This is a genomic window from Scytonema sp. NUACC21 (assembly GCF_054684315.1).
On sequence record NZ_BAAFZH010000089.1, the window covers coordinates 26,431 to 45,549 of the forward strand.

A 19,119-nucleotide genomic window follows, 5' to 3' on the forward strand; every position below is an offset into this window, starting at 1 on the left:
CAATATATCACGATGCTAAATTTAGGAATCAGAAGATCGCGATGCCAGCTTTAGGGTTCGGAACTCTGATTGTCTTGAAAACTCTTGACAATGCGAGAAAGCTCTGCTTTTTCATCGATCGTAACGCGGGTTGGAGCACCACTGACAATCCGTTCGTAGTTACGGAAGGAATCTTTAATTTCTGGACCGCCAGCCGTAATATTGTACTCACGGATACCTTTATCATGCCAAGATCCCCTCATTTTAAATACGTTAATTGCCCGCGCCATTTCTCCACGAATTTCTACGTACTGCAACATCAAAATTGTGTCAGTAATTGTAGAAATATGAGAGTCCGTAATTGAATGCGACCCCATAAATTGGTCAGTGGTATTAGTGAAGAAACCCGTGATTTCTTCTTGCTTTGCATAACCCGTAACACCAATGACGAATTGTCGGAACGCATTGTTGCTTACCCCGCGTGCCAAAGCTGAGAGAGAGTCAATGGCAATACGAGACGGTTTAAATTCAGCAATTTCTGACTTTATAATTTGCAAATGGTCTTCTAAACCAGTTGATTCAGGATAAGTACAAATTATTTTTAGTAAACCTTGACGTTCTAAATCTTCAAAATCGATCCCCCATGAAGAGGCATTGCGAGACAATTGAGCACGAGATTCTTCATAAGCAAACAAAATAGACCGTTCGCCATTGATACAGCCATTTTGCAAAAATTTGCTAACCAACAGCGTTTTCCCCGTACCTGTCGCGCCTGTCGCTAAAATAATTGAATCTTTAAAGAAACCACCTCCACACATATTGTCTAAGGTTTTGACACCAGAAGAGACTCGGACATTAGAAGAACGTTGGGTCAGACGCATTGCTCCTAATGGGAAGATGTTGACTCCTTCATTGGTAATTGTAAAAGGATATTCTCCTTTCATATGTGTTGTACCGCGCAATTTGAGGATTTCAATTGTGCGGCGACGACGTTCTCCTTCTAAAACATTACGTACAATTGCCACATTATCAGAAACAAATTCTTCTACTCCAAAACAAGCAACTGGTCCGTACTCCTCTGTTCTTTCAGTGGTAATGATGGTAGTAACGCTAAGTTGCTTCAGACGCGCTACTAGGCGAAATATTTCCCGCCGCACTACTCCTACAGCTTCATACTGCTGGAACACTGCTGTTATGGAATCAATCGATACCCGTTTTGCTTTGTATTTGCGAATTGCGTATTGCAGGCGCTCAATAAGTGCAGATAGATCGAAGTTGCCAACGACATCTTGTCCTTCTGGATCTGGAGAAGCATCAAGTATAAATAACTTCCCCTCATTGATTAAGCGTTGCAAATCCCAACCAAAAATACAAGCATTCTTAATAATATCAGTTGGAGATTCCTCAAAAGTAACAAAAACTCCCGGTTCATCAAAGTAAGTAATACCGTTATAGAGAAATTGAAGAGAAAATAAAGTTTTACCTGTTCCAGAAGTGCCGCTGACTAAAGTAGTTCTACCTACGGGTAACCCACCATGGCTCACGTCATCGAACCCCTCTATCATTGTACGAATTTTTTCTACACCTCCAAGTGACGGTGTCCTGTTTTGTTCTGTATACCCTTTTTCACTCATTGTTAACGCTTATCAATAGGGATGAATCCCAGCTATTTTATAGATAAAGTATCTGTTGGTATTTTCTTGTTATAAGCTATCATACTTTTATTTGCATATAGCTAGAAGCTAGACCACTGCTACAGTGCGGTGCTTCCATATCCTAATTTTTAAATTATTGACACTCACTCTTCAAATTGTTCTTCATCTTCAGTTAATTCTTCATAAAGTAAATCCAACCCAATCAGCACTCTTTCTCTATCCGATAAGTCTCCAATAATTTTGCGAACTGGTGGAGGCAAAATTTTAGATAGTGTAGGAGTCGCTAATATTTTATCCTCTTCTGCCAGTTGCGGGTTCTTTAAGACATCAATCACCTTCAGAGCATAAACGCCTTGAAACTCTTGCTCTAGAATGTTTTTGAGTATTTTTAATGCCCTTACTGAATTGGGAGTGTTCCCTGCTACATAAAGTTTCAGAACGTATGTTTTTCTTTGCTTTGTCATTTGCTTAGCACAGGCTCTAAGTGAATATGGAACTGCACAATGGACTCTCGGCTGTATTCCCAACATTTAGAGGACTTGCCGCCTGCGGTGACTCTCTCACTTTGTTTCATGCAGCGATTTCGGCATCGAACAACGATAAAGCTCGCACAAGTGAGCCAGTACATCAATTAGGGTCAGGCGGTAATCAAGCAACGCTTCATCGCTCCTTCCTTCCAATTTTAACTGTTTGGAAAATTCATCAATAAGCTCCATATGAATTTCTATGATTTGGGGCACAGGAATATTAGCATAAAATACTACCTTGATAAATTTATCAATTTTTTCTGCCAGTGTTTTGTCTGTGGTAAAGTAGTTTATAAGAATTTGACGGTAGTCTGATTTGACTTGTTGCAACAATGCCTGCTGTTCGGCTCTTGTCATTTGTTGAAAAACCTGGTGGAGTTCTAGCTTGGGGCATTTAACTACATAAAAATTTGAGTCTAGCAGTTCATTAAGATTTTGTAGTAGCCACCTAAGTAAATAGTGAATTGTTTATTGGACGTTGCTACAACGGAAAATTGATGGAATCGCGCCAGACTAGTGTAAGCGACTTTGTCTGTGCATCCTAGACTTCTAGGTAGAAGGGCTTGCTTTATAGCAACACCGATTCCCAGATATTCAACCAACTGTTGTAGTCATGGAAATGTAAGCTGAGTCGGTCATTACAAAGCAGTTACATTGCACTTAGAGAAATAAATCACTTGTTTGGAGCAACTACATGGCGCAGCTTTCCAAAAAACAAGTGTCAGGGCTCTACTTTTGGGATAAAGTAAGCTAGGTAAGATTTGGATGACCGCCGGATTTCGCCTTTAGTCAACCTACACATACTGTCTCCGCGATCGTGTTCTATTTTATACACTCTCCTGCCAGTTTGGTAGCCCAAGACTACGGCCTTGGGAAGACGCATAGCAAATTGACCGACTTTTAAATAATGGGTTATTAGCATCTATCTAAATACAGATTTCTCGATTTTGAACCACAATAAGATACTTAAACGAAAATAAACGAATATCGCAATCTAAATCATTATAATTCCTAAAGGTTCTAAAACGAGTATTTGGAGCCATAATTGTCCTAGCTGTCGCTATCAATGGTCAGGAACTCTCTCGTGTTAAACCACAACCTAAATTTTAAAACCAAGGGGCACAAACAAACACCGTTACCCGACCACTCGATGTCCTACGCGGACTAGGATGAAAATTTTCAACTAACCACAGCTATTTGAACTCCTTTTAACTCCTACAAAAAGATTTGTTAGGGATAGCAAAGCTTTTTGTAGATTAGGAGTTAACTTATGAAAAGACTCACTTTGTTGATGTTTTTCTAGAGGATACTGCTTCAAACGCAAACACTTAAGCTTATCTTGGCAGCTACCTAGTGATGCAGACAGGCGCATACTCCCCTAGACGACAGACCCCGTAGCTATATGTCAATGCTAAAGTACCCTCTCTATGAATTTATCGCAACCGTACCCATCTGCATAGAAACAGCAACTCTGGCAGATGTACTGGATGTTTTTGAGAAAGAACAGTGTAACGCTGTTGCTGTCTTGAATAAGCAGCAACAATTACTGGGATTGCTTTACTCTGCCAGTCTACTCCCACAATTACTGGTAGCAGATTCAGAAAAAAGTCATTCAAAGTATTTAAACCTAAAGCAACCAATCTCGGTGCTGGGGCAAAGCTTACTTCAACCAATAGACGCAATACCAGTCTCATTTGGAGTGGAGCAATTGGGCACATTTTTGCGTTCCCGGCAAATTCCAGCAAATATCAATTTGGATTGGGCACTCATTGACTCAGACAGCAAATTTTTGGGGCTTGTAGATAAATCGCGCCTGTTGAAATTTTTGGTTTTTCAAAAAATTGGCTCTAAGGAGGAGGAAAATAATTATCAAAGTTCTCACTCGGTTGTTCAGTCTTCTGTGAGGGCTTCTCAAAAATACGTCGCAACAGGTGGAACTGACAAAACTTCGGTCGGCAATTCAAAGCAAAGAGAATACAAGCAACTGGTTAATAAGCCTCTAATACAGTTATTAGAACGATTGCCTTGGCCCCTGATGTTGCAAACAACTAGTGGCGAAGTGGTCACTCAAAACCCAGCTTGGTGGCAGCAGTTAGGAGCATTGAAAGACCCAGAAGGCGTGAGGCGACAAGTAGAAATAGTTCTGGCAAGTACTCCATCCAACTACTCAACCCAAACAGCTGTGAAAGTTTATCCCTTTAGCAGCAAGCAGGAGTTAGAGGAAAAGATTGCGCCTGCCGTCAGCCAAACTATTGCAGCAAATGGAGTTTCGCACTGCAAAAAATTACCCTCTCTACCTGTTAACCTTCAACAGCAATCATTATCAGAAAATTCTGCTTTACGATGCTTTTTGGATCGGCAACCGGGAACGTGTACCTGCGTTGTTGAAGTGCAAAATGGTCAGGAACGAGTCTGGCAATTTGCCAAAATTCCTTTGGATAGCCCTGAGTTAAGAGCTTTGAGTGCTGAGTTAGAAACAACACTCAGCAATGATTTATGGCTGATGTTAGCCACTGATGTCACCGAGCAACAGCAACTCTGTAAAGAACTCGCAGCAAAAAATGCCGATTTAATTCAACTCAATCGCTTAAAGGATGAGTTTTTAGCTTGTATCAGTCATGAACTCAAGACGCCCCTGACTGCTGTTTTGGGGTTATCACGCTTGCTTGTAGATCGCCACTTAGGAGAACTCAACGAACGTCAAGCCCGTTATGCAGGACTCATTCATCAAAGCGGACGCCATCTGATGAGTGTGGTCAATGATATTTTAGATTTGACTCGCATGGAAACAGGACAGATGGAACTGACGCTGTCTAATGCGACAATTCAAGCAGTGTGCGATCGCGCTGTCTCGGAGGCAAAAGTTATCCATGCTCAAAGTAGCAAAACCACACTCAATACCCAATCTCAAACCACATCTACAACAGAACATCAATTCACCCTATCTATAGAACCGGGATTAGACCAGATTGTGGCAGATGAATTGCGCTTGCGTCAGATGCTGGTTCACCTGCTTTCCAATGCTTTTAAATTTACCGAAACAGGTGGTGAAATTGGGTTGTCGGTCAATCGATGGGAAGGTTGGATTGCCTTTACAGTTTGGGATACAGGCCCTCAATTGCAAATCCAACAAATCAGCCATCAACTCCACATACTCCCTCACATCCAACTCTTTCCCTTCCATTTTTCCTCTCATGTCATTATGTTGGTGGTAACCGAATAATTCATAATTCAAAATTCATGAATTAAGTAACAGTAATTTCGTAGGGTGGGCAGTGCCCACCCTACGAAATTATGTTGGCGGTAACTCGAAAAAACCATCCTCTCCTGGAACGTAATCAATAACCCGTGTAACAGCATCAACGTTCAAAGCACCATAAATATGAGGAAATTTTTCACCTTCTTCAACCCCTTCATAACGAATTTCTGCCTGAACTTGGCTGGGATCGATGTAAAGAAGTACTAATCCTTTTTGATTGTAAAAGAAGGTATTTGCCACTTTGACAATTTGTGCTGGTGTAGAGCAGTGGATAAAACCCTCAGTGTCTAACGTATCTCCGCGATAAACTGATTGAAGTTTTGCTTGTTCCCATTGTTCTTTTTGAGTGATATGTAAAATAATGTTCATAATAGGTTTTTCACAACTTCTGGGTGGGGGAGTTCCCACCATCATTATCAATTATCTGACTGTACAATTTTATAAATTTCATCCATGAGTTGTTCTTGGTCATTTGGTTCATCAGAACTAAAGGCCAAAGCTACTTGGCTTTGATGCTGGTTGAACATTGATATACCCATCTGAATTTTAAGTTTTCCTTTTTGCCAACCATATCCACCTACTCTGAGAATTTGACAATTTGTCACATAGTGATGTTGAATCTCCATTAAATTTATTTTTTTTTGTCCGATAGAGAGTTTGCTGAAAAACTCAAGCATGGAAACTCCAGGATATAAGCTGGTGTATTCATAGATATTCTGTTGCAATTTGTTTCTAATTTCTTCTTCAATCAATTCTTTTAATCTATTAACTGTGAAAGAATCTTTACCCAAAAGTACAACATCATCATCACAATCAAGAGGTATAAATTTATCGTTCATAGCAATACCAGTATAAGTTAATTGAGGTAGATAGCGATCGCCTACCTCATAATTTAAACTTGCTTTACTAGATATTCTGCCAATTCATTAACATCAACTTAATAAAAAAATGATAAAAAAAGATAAATAATTTGTTTGTATTCCATGTTAAGTATATCGGTAGAAGTAAAAGCACTCGTGTGAAAAAATGTAAAAATGGCTACAATTATTACAAATGACAAAAGACGACCAAAACTTAACTTGGAATACAAATATTTGGAGCACACAGATTGGGAAATTGCAGCGTTGTTACTGTGAGCATATTTAAATCTACGCGGCGAATAGCATGGTTATTTGTATCAGCAATATATAAATAAGAACCGATTGCACTCAACCCCGAAGGTTCAAAAAAACGAGTATTTTTACCTTGACCGTCCTGCAAACCCGCTGAACCATCGCCAAGCACGGTTTGGCAACTCCCTGTCTGGGGGTTCACGATTTTAATCTTATGGTTGTAGGTATCTGCTACCCACAAGAAATTCTGTAAAGATTCCACCCCCAAGCAATGCTGTAACCTCACATCGAAACCTTGTCCGTCAACATCACCAAAGCCGAACAAATCACCACTACCGCAAACAGTTCTAACTGTTCGTGGTTCAACCAATCCCACAGCGCGAATAGAACTTCCCTCACTATCGGCAATGTATAATTCTTGCCCATCGGTGGTAGTACCGCTTGGTTGGGCAAAGGCAGACTCCGCTAATTTACCATCAATACAAGCTTCTGCACCCGTACCGGCATAGGTTTTCACAATGGCAGTTTCTAAATCCATTTCCCAAATTTGGTGAGAACCAGCCATCGCGATAAACAAGCTATTTTCAACTTTTTCTAAATCCCAAGGGGAATTCAAAGCTGTTTCTTTTGCAGCGCCACCATGAGGGCGAATATTACGGCTTTGCTTACCTGTTCCAGCAATAGTTTCTACGACTTGGCGTTTGAGGTCAACTCGTCGGATTGCGTGATTTTCTGTATCAGCAACGTATAAAAGATGATGTTCTCCGTCAAATGCCATTCCTTGAGGTGCATAAAATTGACATTCGTTGAAGTTCCCATCAGCAAATCCAGGTTGCCCAGTTCCAATCAAGTGTAAAATTTGCCCATCTTGTGAAGACGGGTTTGATGTTGTCTTTCCATTCAGTAAAGTTGCTGGCTGCTCAATCAACCTGTCCCTACTCATGACAATGCGGTGATGTCCGGAATCAGCGATAAATAAACCTGCTTGTGTCGCCAGAACTTTCCCAGGAAAAGCTAGGGGAGTGATAAGTGGTTGGCGCTGTTTTTCCAAACTTAGGCTGAGTTCTTGAAAATTAATGGTGCCTTTTTCTTGATGTTGGAGAATTAGCTTTTCTATGAGTTCATCTAAAACGTCACGATTTCCTTCACCAGAGACGGAACCAATTGCATAACCTTGTGGATCTATCACCATTATTGTGGGCCAAGCACGCACGGCATATTGTTGCCAAACATGGAAACCGATGTCAACTAAAACCGGGTGTTCGATGTCATGGAATCTAAAAGCGGTATAACGTAGTTTTTCTTGATGAAACGTAACAAATTTGTGGGGATATGCTAGCAAATGGTAAGTGTATCGGCTAGCATTTATGTTTACAAAGTGAATATGTACAAAAAAGATCTGGATTTCATGAGGTACACTCTTGTAGATTGGCATAGGAGAGGAAAAATAGAATGCGCTCAAGTCGCTGCGCTCGCCTTTCAAAAATAAAAAGTCAAAAATCAAAAGTAAGAACCCCTTTGATTTTTTTGAGTTTTAAGTTTTGACTTCCCGAAGGGCGGTCAATATGTGATAATAATTTCTGGGAGGTGATGAACCCTTGCTAAAAAAGAAAAAAGGTTTTAATAAAGTTCAGAAATCCTTGCAGTGTAAATTACTTCGAGAAGGATTTGATTTAACGGCAACTAAAGCCCGTTATAATGAAGCCGTAGCTTTTTATTTTGCATTGGTTAATACTTTCCCAGAACACGTACTATCAGATGATTGTGAATTATCAGGGTGGTATGCTTATGAAGCTCTTACCTGCAAAGGAAGTCAATACGAATTCAGAATTGATATTCCAGCAGTTTTAAGGCGTTCAGCTATCCGCAAAGCCATAGGTGCTTGGTGCTCGTGGAATAGTAATTATCAGAAATGGTTAGCCAGACCTCGAAAACACAAACATCATAAACCCCCCGTTCAACCACGCCAATTTAATTTCTCTCCCGGCTATGATGCCGGGATGTGGAAGGAAGATACAGGCAATTCGATTGTGCTGAAAATTTTGGTAAAAGGTCAGTGGAAATGGATTAAGTTTCACTACCTTTCACCTAACTATCAGCATGATGATAATGGATTAAACGGTTGGCACAAAGCATCGTCAAGTCTTGTAATTAAAGCTAGCAATGCTTTTATTACCTTTACGTTACAGAAATATATACCAGCTACGGGAGGATGTCAGAAATTATTAGCCAAGGGCTCTGTTCGCGTTCTGGGAGTCGATATAGATTTAGATCGTTATATTGCTATTCTATCTGTTCTAGAAATCGCAGCTAATGATAAGGTTGTTGAAGTTGCACGTCGCTTCATCAAACAAACCCATCATACACAGCTTAGGAAGAGAGATTTAGGACTCATAGCAATCCGAATGAAAAAAACCGGAATAGTACACAAAGGTTTCTGTAGCAAGAGATGGGCGAAAATCTCTCAAAAAGAGAAAGAAGTAGGAAGAGCTATCGCAAGACAAATCGTGGAATTTGCTCAGCACTGGCAATGTAGTGTGATTTGTTTTGAACATCTTCTCAACTTGAAACCATGCAAAGGTAAGTATTCCAAGCTCTCAAACCAGAAACGAGCATACTGGTTAAAGTCGAAAGTGTTTCATGAGGTCAATCGCGTTGCATTCCAAGATTATGGAATTCTTACAACTCGCGTCAATCCCAGAGATACTTCCAGACTCGATCCTTGGGGACAGGAGTTAGCACGCCTCGACAATTATAGTGGGAAATTAGCCATTCATTTAATTCAGCAGGGTCAGCTTGAAAATATTTACCAAAAAGGGGCTAATTTCGTAGTTAATGTCAAGACTTCCTATTCGGCTCACTCCGGTTTGAACGCGGCGAGAAATATCGGATTAAAAGCAATATTACGTCACAGAACTCAAGCAGTATTCGTACTGCCCAAAGCCTCAGACAAAGTCATTTGAGAGGTGTGTGTTCATCCAAAGAAAGGTCAGCTTCGACCACGATCAACACATTAGGCCAGGGTAGGCTGCCTAACTATTCCTACTAAACTACGTCATCTAGGTGGTTGGGTCTAGAATCCGCTTGCTACTCATGACGACTACAGAGGAGTACATGAAAGTGAACGATGAAAAACGGGTAATTACTACGTTTTACTACGTTTTATCGACTACTCGTAACGCAGGATTGCTTGACGAATGTTGTCGCTTTCCTTTTCATTGTCAAATTTGGCACTGTGTACGCCAATAACTGTCAGGCTATCTTTATATTTCTGTTCGAGATATTTTAAGTCTGGGAGGATGTGGAGGCAGTTGATACAACAGTATGTCCAAAAATCTAAAATAATCACTCGACCCCTAAGTTGTTTCAGAGACAATGGTTTGTCCGTGTTTAGCCAGGGGTAATTTTGCGGGAGTTCGGGCGCTCTAACACGAGGAGCCATAAAGTTTTCTTTAGACTTAGTGCCGACTATTGCTTTATGTTTACCACAAGAACGCTCCTCCGGAAGACAAGGAATAGGCAAATAGAATGATTGGACTGTTCAAGTTAACCACTACCGAATTGTCAGCTTGGGTACGACAAGCGAGAACCGTGTCACATCAAGGACAAGTTCTCGATCGCATTCCAAAGCTGGCTTTGGCTAATGCTGATTGGTTCGCAGTTTATATTTATTCGGTCACGGGGCATATTTATAGCGAGGGGGACACATCGCTTGTTTTTCCGCTCATGAGCACAATTAAGCCGTTTTCGCTGCTGTATTTGCTAGAACTTTTGGGAGCAGAAACAGTTTTTCAGTGGGTTGGGGTTGAGCCATCGGATGCGCCATTTAATTCCCTAGAGCAATTGAAGAGCGATGGTGGAAGACCCCGCAATCCCATGATTAATAGTGGAGCAATTACCCTTGCCGATCAGTTACCAGGAAAAAGTGCTCGCGATCGCGCAGAAGGGTTGTGTCAGTGGTTGAATCAACAAGCGGGATGTCAACTCAGATTAGATGAGATAATGCTTGCTTCTGTACGTTCGGTAGGTTCTCAGGTGAATCAAGACATTACCCGTTACCTTGCTCAAGCAGGATATGTTGAGAATATGGAAATGGCTCTTGACACTTACGAGCAAATATGCTGTTTATCTGGAACCGTGGCAGATTTAGCCCGTCTGGGTTTGCTGTTAGCTTGTGGAAATGGACAAGTTGAGCTATCGCATTGTCAAACTGTTAATAATCTAATGTTAAGCTGCGGCTTGTATGAATCTTCCCACCACTATGGTTTACACATTGGTCTACCTATGAAATCAGGTGTCAGTGGCGCACTTTTAGCAGTAGTTCCCGCTCGGGGGGCGATCGCCTGCTACAGCCCTGCTTTGGACAGTGTGGGGAATCCTGTCGCTGCACTTGCCTTTGTCGAAGCTTTTTCTCAAGGCTTGGCTCGGGTGCATGAAAATTTTCTAGGTAATATTAATATATCTATGCTGAATCAGCGTAAAAATGATGCAGAGTAGTATAAAGCTTTCCTCGTAGCCTTTTTTATGCAATAGTAATAAATATAACAACTTTTGACCAATCTGTATCAGTGTTTCTGGCAGAAAGAAGAATGGGAAAGGATAAAGGATGAAAAATAGGTTGATAAATGGATATCTACTTCATACTTCATCCTTCATACTTCATACTTCAAGCGGGGTGTATCTGCCAGTAAACAAAAGATAGAGGTTAACAAAGATGGACTTTGTAGTTGTTCCTTTTATCGTGGGCTTTTTCCTATTAGCCTATAGCTCATGGTTAGAAGAAAGTAAAAACAAAGACGGATTCACAAAGCTGTTTACCTTTGTCATATTTGTGTTTGTTGCGACAGGGCTGACATCGACTTTTCAGGCTACTGCTTCAAGACGGATGCAACAAGCTAACGAAAATAATAGTACTAATGTTCAACAAGAAGTAACAGGGTGCAACAACGAGCCTGATGGAGCAGTCACTTATTAGCACGTCAGCTGTCAAGCGAATACTTATCCTCTGGTCTTTCGTCTGTTGTTACGTTTAAAGAACTACCCCGCCCGTGTTAAGACATGGACGGGGTTTCTCGTCTCTTAGACCAAGCTTGCCCAAGAGTCAGTAGCAGTAAGTGAACTAGATCCTAACCGCCGTTAACTCCGCCCGTGCAAGCATGGACTCTGAATGCACGGCAGTTTTTGTTCAAAAATCACACGGGATTCCCATAGCAATTTTTCTGTTATTTAACCCATGCTTAATGGGAACTATAGAGACGAACCTCAAGAAACGGGATACGGAATAATACCTACAGGTCGTGCTGTTGCTTTCAGCATGAGCAAGTCCGTCGGTCATACTCTAAGCTTTGTTTCTGTTTGGAGATCGCAATGTTGAACAGATGGTGCCGAAATTAGATGACTCATATCAATTTTAGGAAACTTGTAACTCAAAAAGAAGTTGTAAATATACTCACTTCTCTTTCCCATGAAATGAGCACGGCTTTCTGTATACAAGATACAAACGGCAAATCACTAATCGGCACAAACAACAATGGTTTGGCTACTAGACATTCCGTAAAGCTATTGGATGAAGATATTGGTTGGGTCATTGGTGATTGTAAAGCGGCTACCGTTGCCTTTTTACTTTCCCATTTAGCACAACAACAGTATGAAAAGAAGTTACTAGCCAATGAATTGTTAGAAAAATATCAAGAAATTGACTTATTTCATGACATTTTTACACGGGTATCGGCAAGTTTAGAGCCCAAAGAGGTTGCTCGGATGATGCTTGAGGAAGCCAGAAATTTGATTCAATCTACTGGTGCTTCTATTCTTTTGCTACACCATAATACGGGTCAGTTAGAAATTCTTTGGAAAGATGGTTCAATCAACTGGCTGGAAGAACCTTTAATACTTGGTCAAGGAATTATTGGCACAATTCTGAGTTCGGGTCAAGGTGAAATTGTTAATGATGTCTTGTCAGATTCTAGATTTGTTAATAGCGACGTAAATTTTCATTCTTTCATTTGTTTACCTTTGATAACTAAGAAACAGGTAATAGGAGCAATTATAATCAGTAGTGAAAATCCCGTGAACTACTCAAGCAAAGACCAAAAAATACTGACTATACTAGCCCTGCAAACTGCCGTGGCAATTGAGAAAGCTCTGCTATACAAACAAAGTTGTAACGCTCTTCAAGTAGCTCAGGAACAGACACAACAACTCCAACGCACCCTTTACGAACTGCAGGAGACACAAACAAAGCTAATTCAAAGTGAGAAAATGTCTAGCTTGGGACAACTAGTTGCTGGAGTTGCTCATGAAATTAATAACCCAGTTAATTATGTTGCAGGTAACCTCAATTATGCAAAACAGTATAGCCAAGAACTGCTTAACTTGTTGCATCTTTACCAAAACTACTATCCCGAACCAGTTTCAGAGATTGAGGTTTTACTTGAAAATCTAGATTTAGAATTTTTAAAGCAGGATTTCACAAATCTGCTTGCTTCGATGCATTTAGGTGTTGAACGCATTCGTCAATTGGCAATGTCCTTGCGAAATTTTTCCCGATTGGATCGGGAAGAAATGAACCCTGTAAATATCCATGAAGGAATAGATAGCACACTGCTCATTCTAGAAAGTCGCCTTAAGGCAAACCAAAGGCATCAAGATATAGAGATTATTAAAAATTACGGCAATATTCCCCCAATTGAAGGTTATGCCAATCAGATAAATCAGGTATTTATGAATGTTATTGCTAATGCCATTGATGCTATTGAAGGACAGAAAAAGTTAGGTCAAATCAATATTTTTACGTTACTTAGATCGGATTTAAATTCTATAGACTGGCAAGCAACGGGTGCAAGTTCTCAATTAAAAGACACAGTCAAAAGTTATTCTTTAGACTTTAACTTTCAACAATTTCCTAGCATTGTTATTTTAATTAGTGATAACGGCTCCGGTATGGATGAAACCATTCAGACACATTTGTTTGAGCCTTTCTTTACCACTAAACCAACTGGTAAGGGTACTGGATTGGGGTTATCAATCAGCTCGCAAATTATTGCAAGGCATGGCGGAATACTGCAATGTGTATCCCAGCCCGGACAGGGAACAACTTTCTGGATTGAAATTCCAGTCAGCCAAGCTCACCTCAATTCCTTGGATACAACTGCTATAGTATTTTAGCCAATTTATTAAGGAAAATTACAACAATGATAAATTATACAAATACTACAAACTCAGATCGTAAACCGACTCGCCTCTATTTTAAATTAAGTATTCGCGATCGTTTGATTTTGTTATTTTGCAGCCTTGTTGTTATCAATTTAGTTTCTGTTGGTATTGGAGCAATAGGTTTAAATCGCGTCCGCAATAGTGGTCCACTACTGAATGCAATCGGTTCAGAGCAGATGTTGACTTACAGGTTAGCTTATCTAGCAAATATCCGAGCGCGGAAAACCAATGCTCGGCATAAAGTGACTATTGATGTCAGTATTAGGGATGACATTCAGCAGTTTGAGAACTTACTGACTGTTATGGAAAAAGGTTCAACGGCACAGGGACTCATGCCAGTTTCCGAACCAAAAATACTTGCTCAACTGGAAAAAATTGCAGACACATGGCAAGTTTACCGCCAAAAAATCGAGAATTACCTAATGGCTTCTCCCCAAAAAGAAGATGAGTATCTCGAGCAAATCAACAACTTGACTAGTTTCTTAACAAATTTGATGGATGTGACAACAAAAAATTTGGAGATACAGACTGCTGATACAGCAACTCAAAGTCAAAACTTACTGTTGACAGCATTGGTACTGACCTTATTGTCAATACCTGTATCATTCATCATGGTCTCTCAAATTATCTACGCTCTTACTCAAGTAACCACAACCGCTAACCAAATGGCAAAGGGTGAGTTGAATGTGAGAGCTAAAGTCACTTCAGGGGATGAAGTGGGTATACTTGCTTCTACACTTAATACAATGGCTGAGCAAATTGGCGATTTGCTGGGAGGGCTGAAAATACACAGTCAGGAACTGGAAAATGCTCTGATTTATTTAAGTAACATCATTGATAATTTGGTAGATGGTCTTTTAGTGACAGATACAGAATGCCAAATTAAGCGGTATAATCCAGCATTACTGACAATGTTCGCTCTGAAAAATGGGGATTTAGCGGCTCAAGATTGTAATGCTTTAGGAAATTCTAAGGTAGGTGAACTTATAGAACAGACACGGCAGAGATTTGGAGAAGTTTTTACAGCAGAACTCGAATTAACAGGTGGGCGTGTTGGTCAGGCTGTAGCAAGAGCAATTGTCAAAGATTCTGAAACGGTAGATGGGAATACTTTTCTGGGTTCTATTATTTTGATTCGAGATATTACTGCCGACAAAGAAGTGGATCGCATGAAAACAGATTTTATCTCTACAGTTTCTCATGAACTGCGAACGCCCCTCACTTCAGTATTGGGTTTTGCATCGATTATTCAAGATAAGTTGGAAGAACTTGCCCCACAAATCGATCCAGAACATCGCAAAGCTCAACGCAATCTCAAACAAATTCAAACAAATATCAGTATTATCGTGTCTGAGGCAGAGCGACTCACAACTCTCATTAATGATGTTTTGGATGTTGCCAAAATGGAGGCTGGCAAAGTTGAATGGTATATGCAGCCAATTTATATAGGAGATGTGATTGACCGAGCAATAGCAGCTACATCTTCTCTGTTTGAAAAGAAAGGATTGGAATTAGTTAAAGTTTTTGACCCCAACCTACCTCTTATTCTAGGCGATCCCGATCGCCTGATTCAAGTCATGATTAATTTAGTTTCCAATGCTGTGAAATTTACTGAGCGAGGTCACATCACTTGCCAAGCACAAATTCATCATGGAGAAATGCTTGTAAGCGTTAAGGATACTGGTATTGGTATTGCTACAAACGAACTGCTAAAAGTGTTTGAGAGATTTAAGCAAGTAGGTAATACCTTGACGGAAAAACCCAAAGGTACGGGTTTGGGATTACCTATCTGCAAACAAATTGTAGAACATCATAACGGTCGCATTTGGGTTGAAAGTGAGCCTGGTGTGGGCAGTACTTTTTTCTTCACTTTGCCTCTGCTAAATAAGAACCTTGAGGTGGAAAAAATCTCTATTAATACTTTAGTTAAGCAATTAAAAGAGCATGTTGTCACTGCTACTCCCAATTTTATACAGAGATACAAAACAATTCTTGTTGTTGACGATGACGCTCACATCCGTGAATTGTTAAGACAGTCTTTGGAAGCTGAAGGCTACAACGTTCGAGAAGCCAAAGATGGTATGGACGCGATCGCTCAAGTAAAAACCGTTAAACCCGATCTCATTATTTTAGATGTGATGATGCCTCAAATTAATGGTTTCGATGTAGCTGCAGTTCTCAAAAATAATCCCCAAACCATAGATATTCCCATTATTATTTTGTCAATTATTGAAGATAAGGAAAGAGGTTATCGACTGGGTATCGACCGTTGCTTAACAAAGCCAATTTATAAAGAAGAACTACTCAAAGACATTAGTGTATTGCTCTCCCAAGGAGCCTCAAATAAAAAAGTATTAATTGTTGATACTAATGCTTCTACCTTACAAACATTGTCTGATGTACTACAGGCACAGGGATATCATGTGGCAGAGGCTTCTGATAGCCAGGAATGTATTGAGAAGGCGTTAGCAATACAACCTGATATGATTATTGTGGACTTACATTTTCAAGAACAGAATCGTTTAGTGAAAACATTGCGTTTTGAAAAGGGAATGGAAAATGTCTTTTTTATTTTACTAACAGACAAACAACCCTAGGAGTGAGTATGGCTAAAAAAGTATTAATTGTAGATGATGAACCGAATATTTTAATCCTTATGGAGCAGGCTTTGGAGAGTTTAGAAGATGAGGAAATCGAGTTTTTCACTGCTGTTAATGGTGAAGAAGCATTGGAAATTATTAAGACAGAAAAGCCTAACCTTGTGTTTATGGATGTAATGATGCCAAAGATGAATGGATTAGAAGTTTGCCATACTGTTAAACACCAACTAGGAATACAGGATGTTTATATTGTTATGTTAACCGCTAAAGGGCAGGAGTTTGATAAGCAAAAAGGCAGCGATGTTGGTGCAGATTTTTACATGACAAAACCTTTTCGACCTAAAAATGTTTTAGAAATTTCCAAAACTGTACTTGGTTTATAACTATGGGCTGATTTTTATCATGTCTGTTTAAGTCTGAGAAATCCAAACCTTTCAAAGATAGATATAGCTCGATCGCTTTTCAGAAAATTAATAAATTCTTGAGCTTCAGAAATATGGTTGCTATTTTTCATGACTGCTATGTTAGCGATCGCGGGAGAATGAGAACCTTTAGGTGAGATTGCTAATATCTTAACTTTCTTTGAACGTTTGGCTTCAGTCAAAAAAGTTATACCAACATCTACATGACCTGTTTCTACATATTTAAGAATTTGCTGCACATCTTGTTCTTCAAAAATCCCTTTTTGTTTAATTTTTTCATAAATTTTTAAAAAATCTAGAATTTGTTTGGCATAAATTCCCGCATCAATGTTTTCTGAGCCTAATCCAACTCGTTTCACCCTACTATTAACTATATCTTGAAAATTTGAAACCCCTGTAAAATCTTTTAATCCAATTAACACTATTTCATTCTCTATCAATTCTTGGCGACTTTTTTCCAAAACCAGCCCTTTTTGCTGCAACTCGTTCATGGGTTGAGCAGACGCTGGAATATAAACATCAACAGGTGCTCCTAATTCAATCTGCTTTTTTAAAACACCTCCACCAGTTATGTTGTAATTTACAATAATATTGGGTTGCTCTTTTGTGTATAATCTAGCAATATCTTCCATTGCATCTCGAAATACAGCAGCAGCAGAAACAGTCAAAGCTACTGATTTTACCTGTTGTGTGTTACAACTATTTAAGCCTAGAGGTAAGACAGTACTTGAGCTAGCTAACATGAGAAATTTTCTTCTTTTCATAAAGACAGCACCGTTCCTTAAGTATTAGCACAATCCAGAATCTAATTTTTTAGATTGCTGCTTTTTTAGCGTTCCCAAATCTAGCTACTCTCTAACAAATTAGATATAAAGTTTTATATCAATTATTAATTTAATAAAAATCACGATTTCACGCTTAATTTCTACACTTATGGGTTAATATTCATACCAATTATGTATAAAGGTTCGCCTTATAAAACTTCCCTGTAGTCCCCCCGAAGTACGCCACCACAGTAGCTTTATAAGCCTTACCAATCCAAATAATGATAATAAGAATTCACAGGATAAATTACCCAAAGCACTTGACAAATAAGGGAATTACACTCTTATATTGTAAGGGTTTTAGTTAATTACGGTGAAGTGTATGTAGAAAGTCGTTAAACAAATCAAACAACCTAGCCAAGTTGAACTTGAGGCAAATAATATCAAATACCAGCTTTGGAGATTGGATGATTTTGAGTATACAAAGCTCGGACAAAATAGCGGTTACATCAAAAATTGATTTGAACAAAACTGTAAATTAAAATAGTGTTTTTTATGATATTATATACAAAGTTAATCAAAAAAATCTTGATATTTTCCGTACCAGTTATTCTTTTATCCCACTGTAAAATTTTAAATCAATCTTCATTAAAAGCAGCTACAAACTGTATCGGTCGAGATAGGAATTTTAGCATAAGTTTTTTCAAGACTAATAATCAAGGCAAGAGATATGAGAAAGGAATAAATCATGTTATTGTTTTTAATCCAAAAGCAAAGGAGTTAGATTTTAAAGTCAATGTTGGTCTATCGCATAACCTGTATGCAAGAGATAGTAGGGGTAATATACGCCGGGACTATGTACCAAAAGTTTTCCGTGAAATTATTGCCGAACAAAATTCACAATTAAACGGACAAAAACCAATAGTAGCAATTAACGCTGATTACATAGGTACGGATGATAAACCTCAAGGATTGAATATTTCTCGTGGAGTAGAATATTCAGGAGCGTTTAAAAACAAACGTTCTTCTTTTGGAATTTCAGGAGGTACACCAAGTCAACGTCAGGCTACAATCCAGGTAGGAAGGAGAACGAACAATATTTTGAATTATAACTTAGTGGGAGGGAATGGGAGATTTTATCGGAACGGCAAATTTAAAGATATTTGTAAAGATTTGGGAGAACTTGCCTGCAAACAAGCCACAAATCGCTCTATGGTAGCTGTTAGCGATCGCGGTTATGTGATTTTGTTAGTTAACGATGCTAAAGCCAATTCAGAAATTGAGTTATCTCAGATAAATCAAGAACTTTTGCCAGATATGTTTGACAATGTTCTTGAAGGAATTGCTCGAAATAATTGCTTGGGAAAAATCCAAGAAGGAATGTTGTTTGATGGTGGTATGTCTCCAGGTTTGTACTACAACAACAAAATATATGTGGAGAACTTAGGACCAATTGGTTCAATATTTTTGATATATAAAAATCCTCAAAAGTAAAAGCTTGATGGAGTAGGTTTTAGCTCTATCAATGTAGGAGATCGGCTAAGATGAAGTGAGCGATCGCACTCATTAACACCATAGCATTCTTA

At 39.3% G+C, this 19,119-nt stretch carries 16 protein-coding genes and 1 pseudogene; 9 read left to right on the plus strand and 8 right to left on the minus strand.

Annotated elements, in window-relative coordinates:
- Positions 1-50: 50 nt before the first annotated feature.
- The 3 genes from kaiC to ACYRY3_RS23165 all read right to left on the minus strand — a co-directional run bounded on the left by kaiC (position 51) and on the right by ACYRY3_RS23165 (position 2,518).
- Entirely contained in the window at positions 51-1,613 is a 1,563-nt protein-coding gene (gene kaiC, locus ACYRY3_RS23155; protein ID WP_460203995.1) for a circadian clock protein KaiC, read from the minus strand.
- 164 nt (positions 1,614-1,777) lie between these two features.
- On the minus strand, positions 1,778-2,098 hold the full coding sequence (gene kaiB / locus ACYRY3_RS23160) for a circadian clock protein KaiB (RefSeq protein ID WP_460203996.1): 321 nt from the start codon (positions 2,096-2,098) through the stop codon (positions 1,778-1,780).
- A 96-nt stretch (positions 2,099-2,194) separates the two neighbouring features.
- Entirely contained in the window at positions 2,195-2,518 is a 324-nt protein-coding gene (locus tag ACYRY3_RS23165; protein ID WP_460203997.1) for a circadian clock protein KaiA, read from the minus strand.
- Between the two features lie 1,051 nt (positions 2,519-3,569).
- Here ACYRY3_RS23165 and ACYRY3_RS23170 point away from each other — a divergent pair.
- Positions 3,570-5,384, plus strand: a complete 1,815-nt coding sequence (locus ACYRY3_RS23170; RefSeq protein ID WP_460203998.1) for a sensor histidine kinase — start codon at positions 3,570-3,572, stop codon at positions 5,382-5,384.
- Between the two features lie 69 nt (positions 5,385-5,453).
- Here ACYRY3_RS23170 and ACYRY3_RS23175 read toward each other — a convergent pair whose 3' ends face one another.
- The 3 genes from ACYRY3_RS23175 to ACYRY3_RS23185 form a co-directional block, all read right to left on the minus strand.
- On the minus strand, positions 5,454-5,789 hold the full coding sequence (locus tag ACYRY3_RS23175; protein ID WP_460203999.1) for a DUF952 domain-containing protein: 336 nt from the start codon (positions 5,787-5,789) through the stop codon (positions 5,454-5,456).
- Positions 5,790-5,836: 47 nt separating this feature from the next.
- The gene (locus ACYRY3_RS23180; RefSeq protein WP_460204000.1) at positions 5,837-6,259 is read right to left on the minus strand and encodes a KGK domain-containing protein; all 423 of its coding nucleotides are present in this window, start codon (positions 6,257-6,259) and stop codon (positions 5,837-5,839) included.
- 235 nt (positions 6,260-6,494) lie between these two features.
- Entirely contained in the window at positions 6,495-8,015 is a 1,521-nt protein-coding gene (locus ACYRY3_RS23185; protein ID WP_460204001.1) for an NHL repeat-containing protein, read from the minus strand.
- Between the two features lie 115 nt (positions 8,016-8,130).
- On the opposite strand from ACYRY3_RS23185, the gene ACYRY3_RS23190 reads away from it, so the two are divergent.
- The gene (locus tag ACYRY3_RS23190; protein ID WP_460204002.1) at positions 8,131-9,495 is read left to right on the plus strand and encodes a nuclease/transposase family protein; all 1,365 of its coding nucleotides are present in this window, start codon (positions 8,131-8,133) and stop codon (positions 9,493-9,495) included.
- Positions 9,496-9,704: 209 nt separating this feature from the next.
- Here the strand turns inward: ACYRY3_RS23190 and ACYRY3_RS23195 are convergent.
- Positions 9,705-9,974: pseudogene (locus ACYRY3_RS23195) on the minus strand (thioredoxin-like domain-containing protein); the annotation flags it as partial.
- An 86-nt stretch (positions 9,975-10,060) separates the two neighbouring features.
- On the opposite strand from ACYRY3_RS23195, the gene ACYRY3_RS23200 reads away from it, so the two are divergent.
- The 6 genes from ACYRY3_RS23200 to ACYRY3_RS23225 all read left to right on the plus strand — a co-directional run bounded on the left by ACYRY3_RS23200 (position 10,061) and on the right by ACYRY3_RS23225 (position 16,730).
- On the plus strand, positions 10,061-11,029 hold the full coding sequence (locus tag ACYRY3_RS23200) for a glutaminase (RefSeq protein WP_460204003.1): 969 nt from the start codon (positions 10,061-10,063) through the stop codon (positions 11,027-11,029).
- A gap of 217 nt (positions 11,030-11,246) precedes the next feature.
- Positions 11,247-11,507 carry a hypothetical protein gene (locus tag ACYRY3_RS23205; RefSeq protein WP_460204004.1) on the plus strand — a complete coding sequence of 87 codons (261 nt, stop codon included), beginning with the start codon at positions 11,247-11,249 and terminating at the stop codon, positions 11,505-11,507.
- Positions 11,508-11,765: 258 nt separating this feature from the next.
- On the plus strand, positions 11,766-11,906 hold the full coding sequence (locus ACYRY3_RS23210) for a hypothetical protein (protein WP_460204005.1): 141 nt from the start codon (positions 11,766-11,768) through the stop codon (positions 11,904-11,906).
- 20 nt (positions 11,907-11,926) lie between these two features.
- Positions 11,927-13,699, plus strand: a complete 1,773-nt coding sequence (locus ACYRY3_RS23215) for a GAF domain-containing sensor histidine kinase (RefSeq protein WP_460204006.1) — start codon at positions 11,927-11,929, stop codon at positions 13,697-13,699.
- 26 nt (positions 13,700-13,725) lie between these two features.
- Positions 13,726-16,344, plus strand: coding sequence for a response regulator (locus tag ACYRY3_RS23220; protein WP_460204007.1), 2,619 nt, complete (start codon positions 13,726-13,728; stop codon positions 16,342-16,344).
- 8 nt (positions 16,345-16,352) lie between these two features.
- Complete coding sequence (locus ACYRY3_RS23225) at positions 16,353-16,730, plus strand: response regulator transcription factor (protein WP_460204008.1); 378 nt, start codon at positions 16,353-16,355, stop codon at positions 16,728-16,730.
- Between the two features lie 17 nt (positions 16,731-16,747).
- On the opposite strand, the gene modA is transcribed toward ACYRY3_RS23225, so the two are convergent.
- Positions 16,748-17,533, minus strand: a complete 786-nt coding sequence (modA, locus tag ACYRY3_RS23230) for a molybdate ABC transporter substrate-binding protein (protein ID WP_460204009.1) — start codon at positions 17,531-17,533, stop codon at positions 16,748-16,750.
- Positions 17,534-18,088: 555 nt separating this feature from the next.
- Here modA and ACYRY3_RS23235 point away from each other — a divergent pair.
- Positions 18,089-19,027 (plus strand): phosphodiester glycosidase family protein, encoded by a 939-nt coding sequence (locus tag ACYRY3_RS23235; protein ID WP_460204090.1) that lies wholly within the window; start codon positions 18,089-18,091, stop codon positions 19,025-19,027.
- Positions 19,028-19,119: the final 92 nt, after the last annotated feature.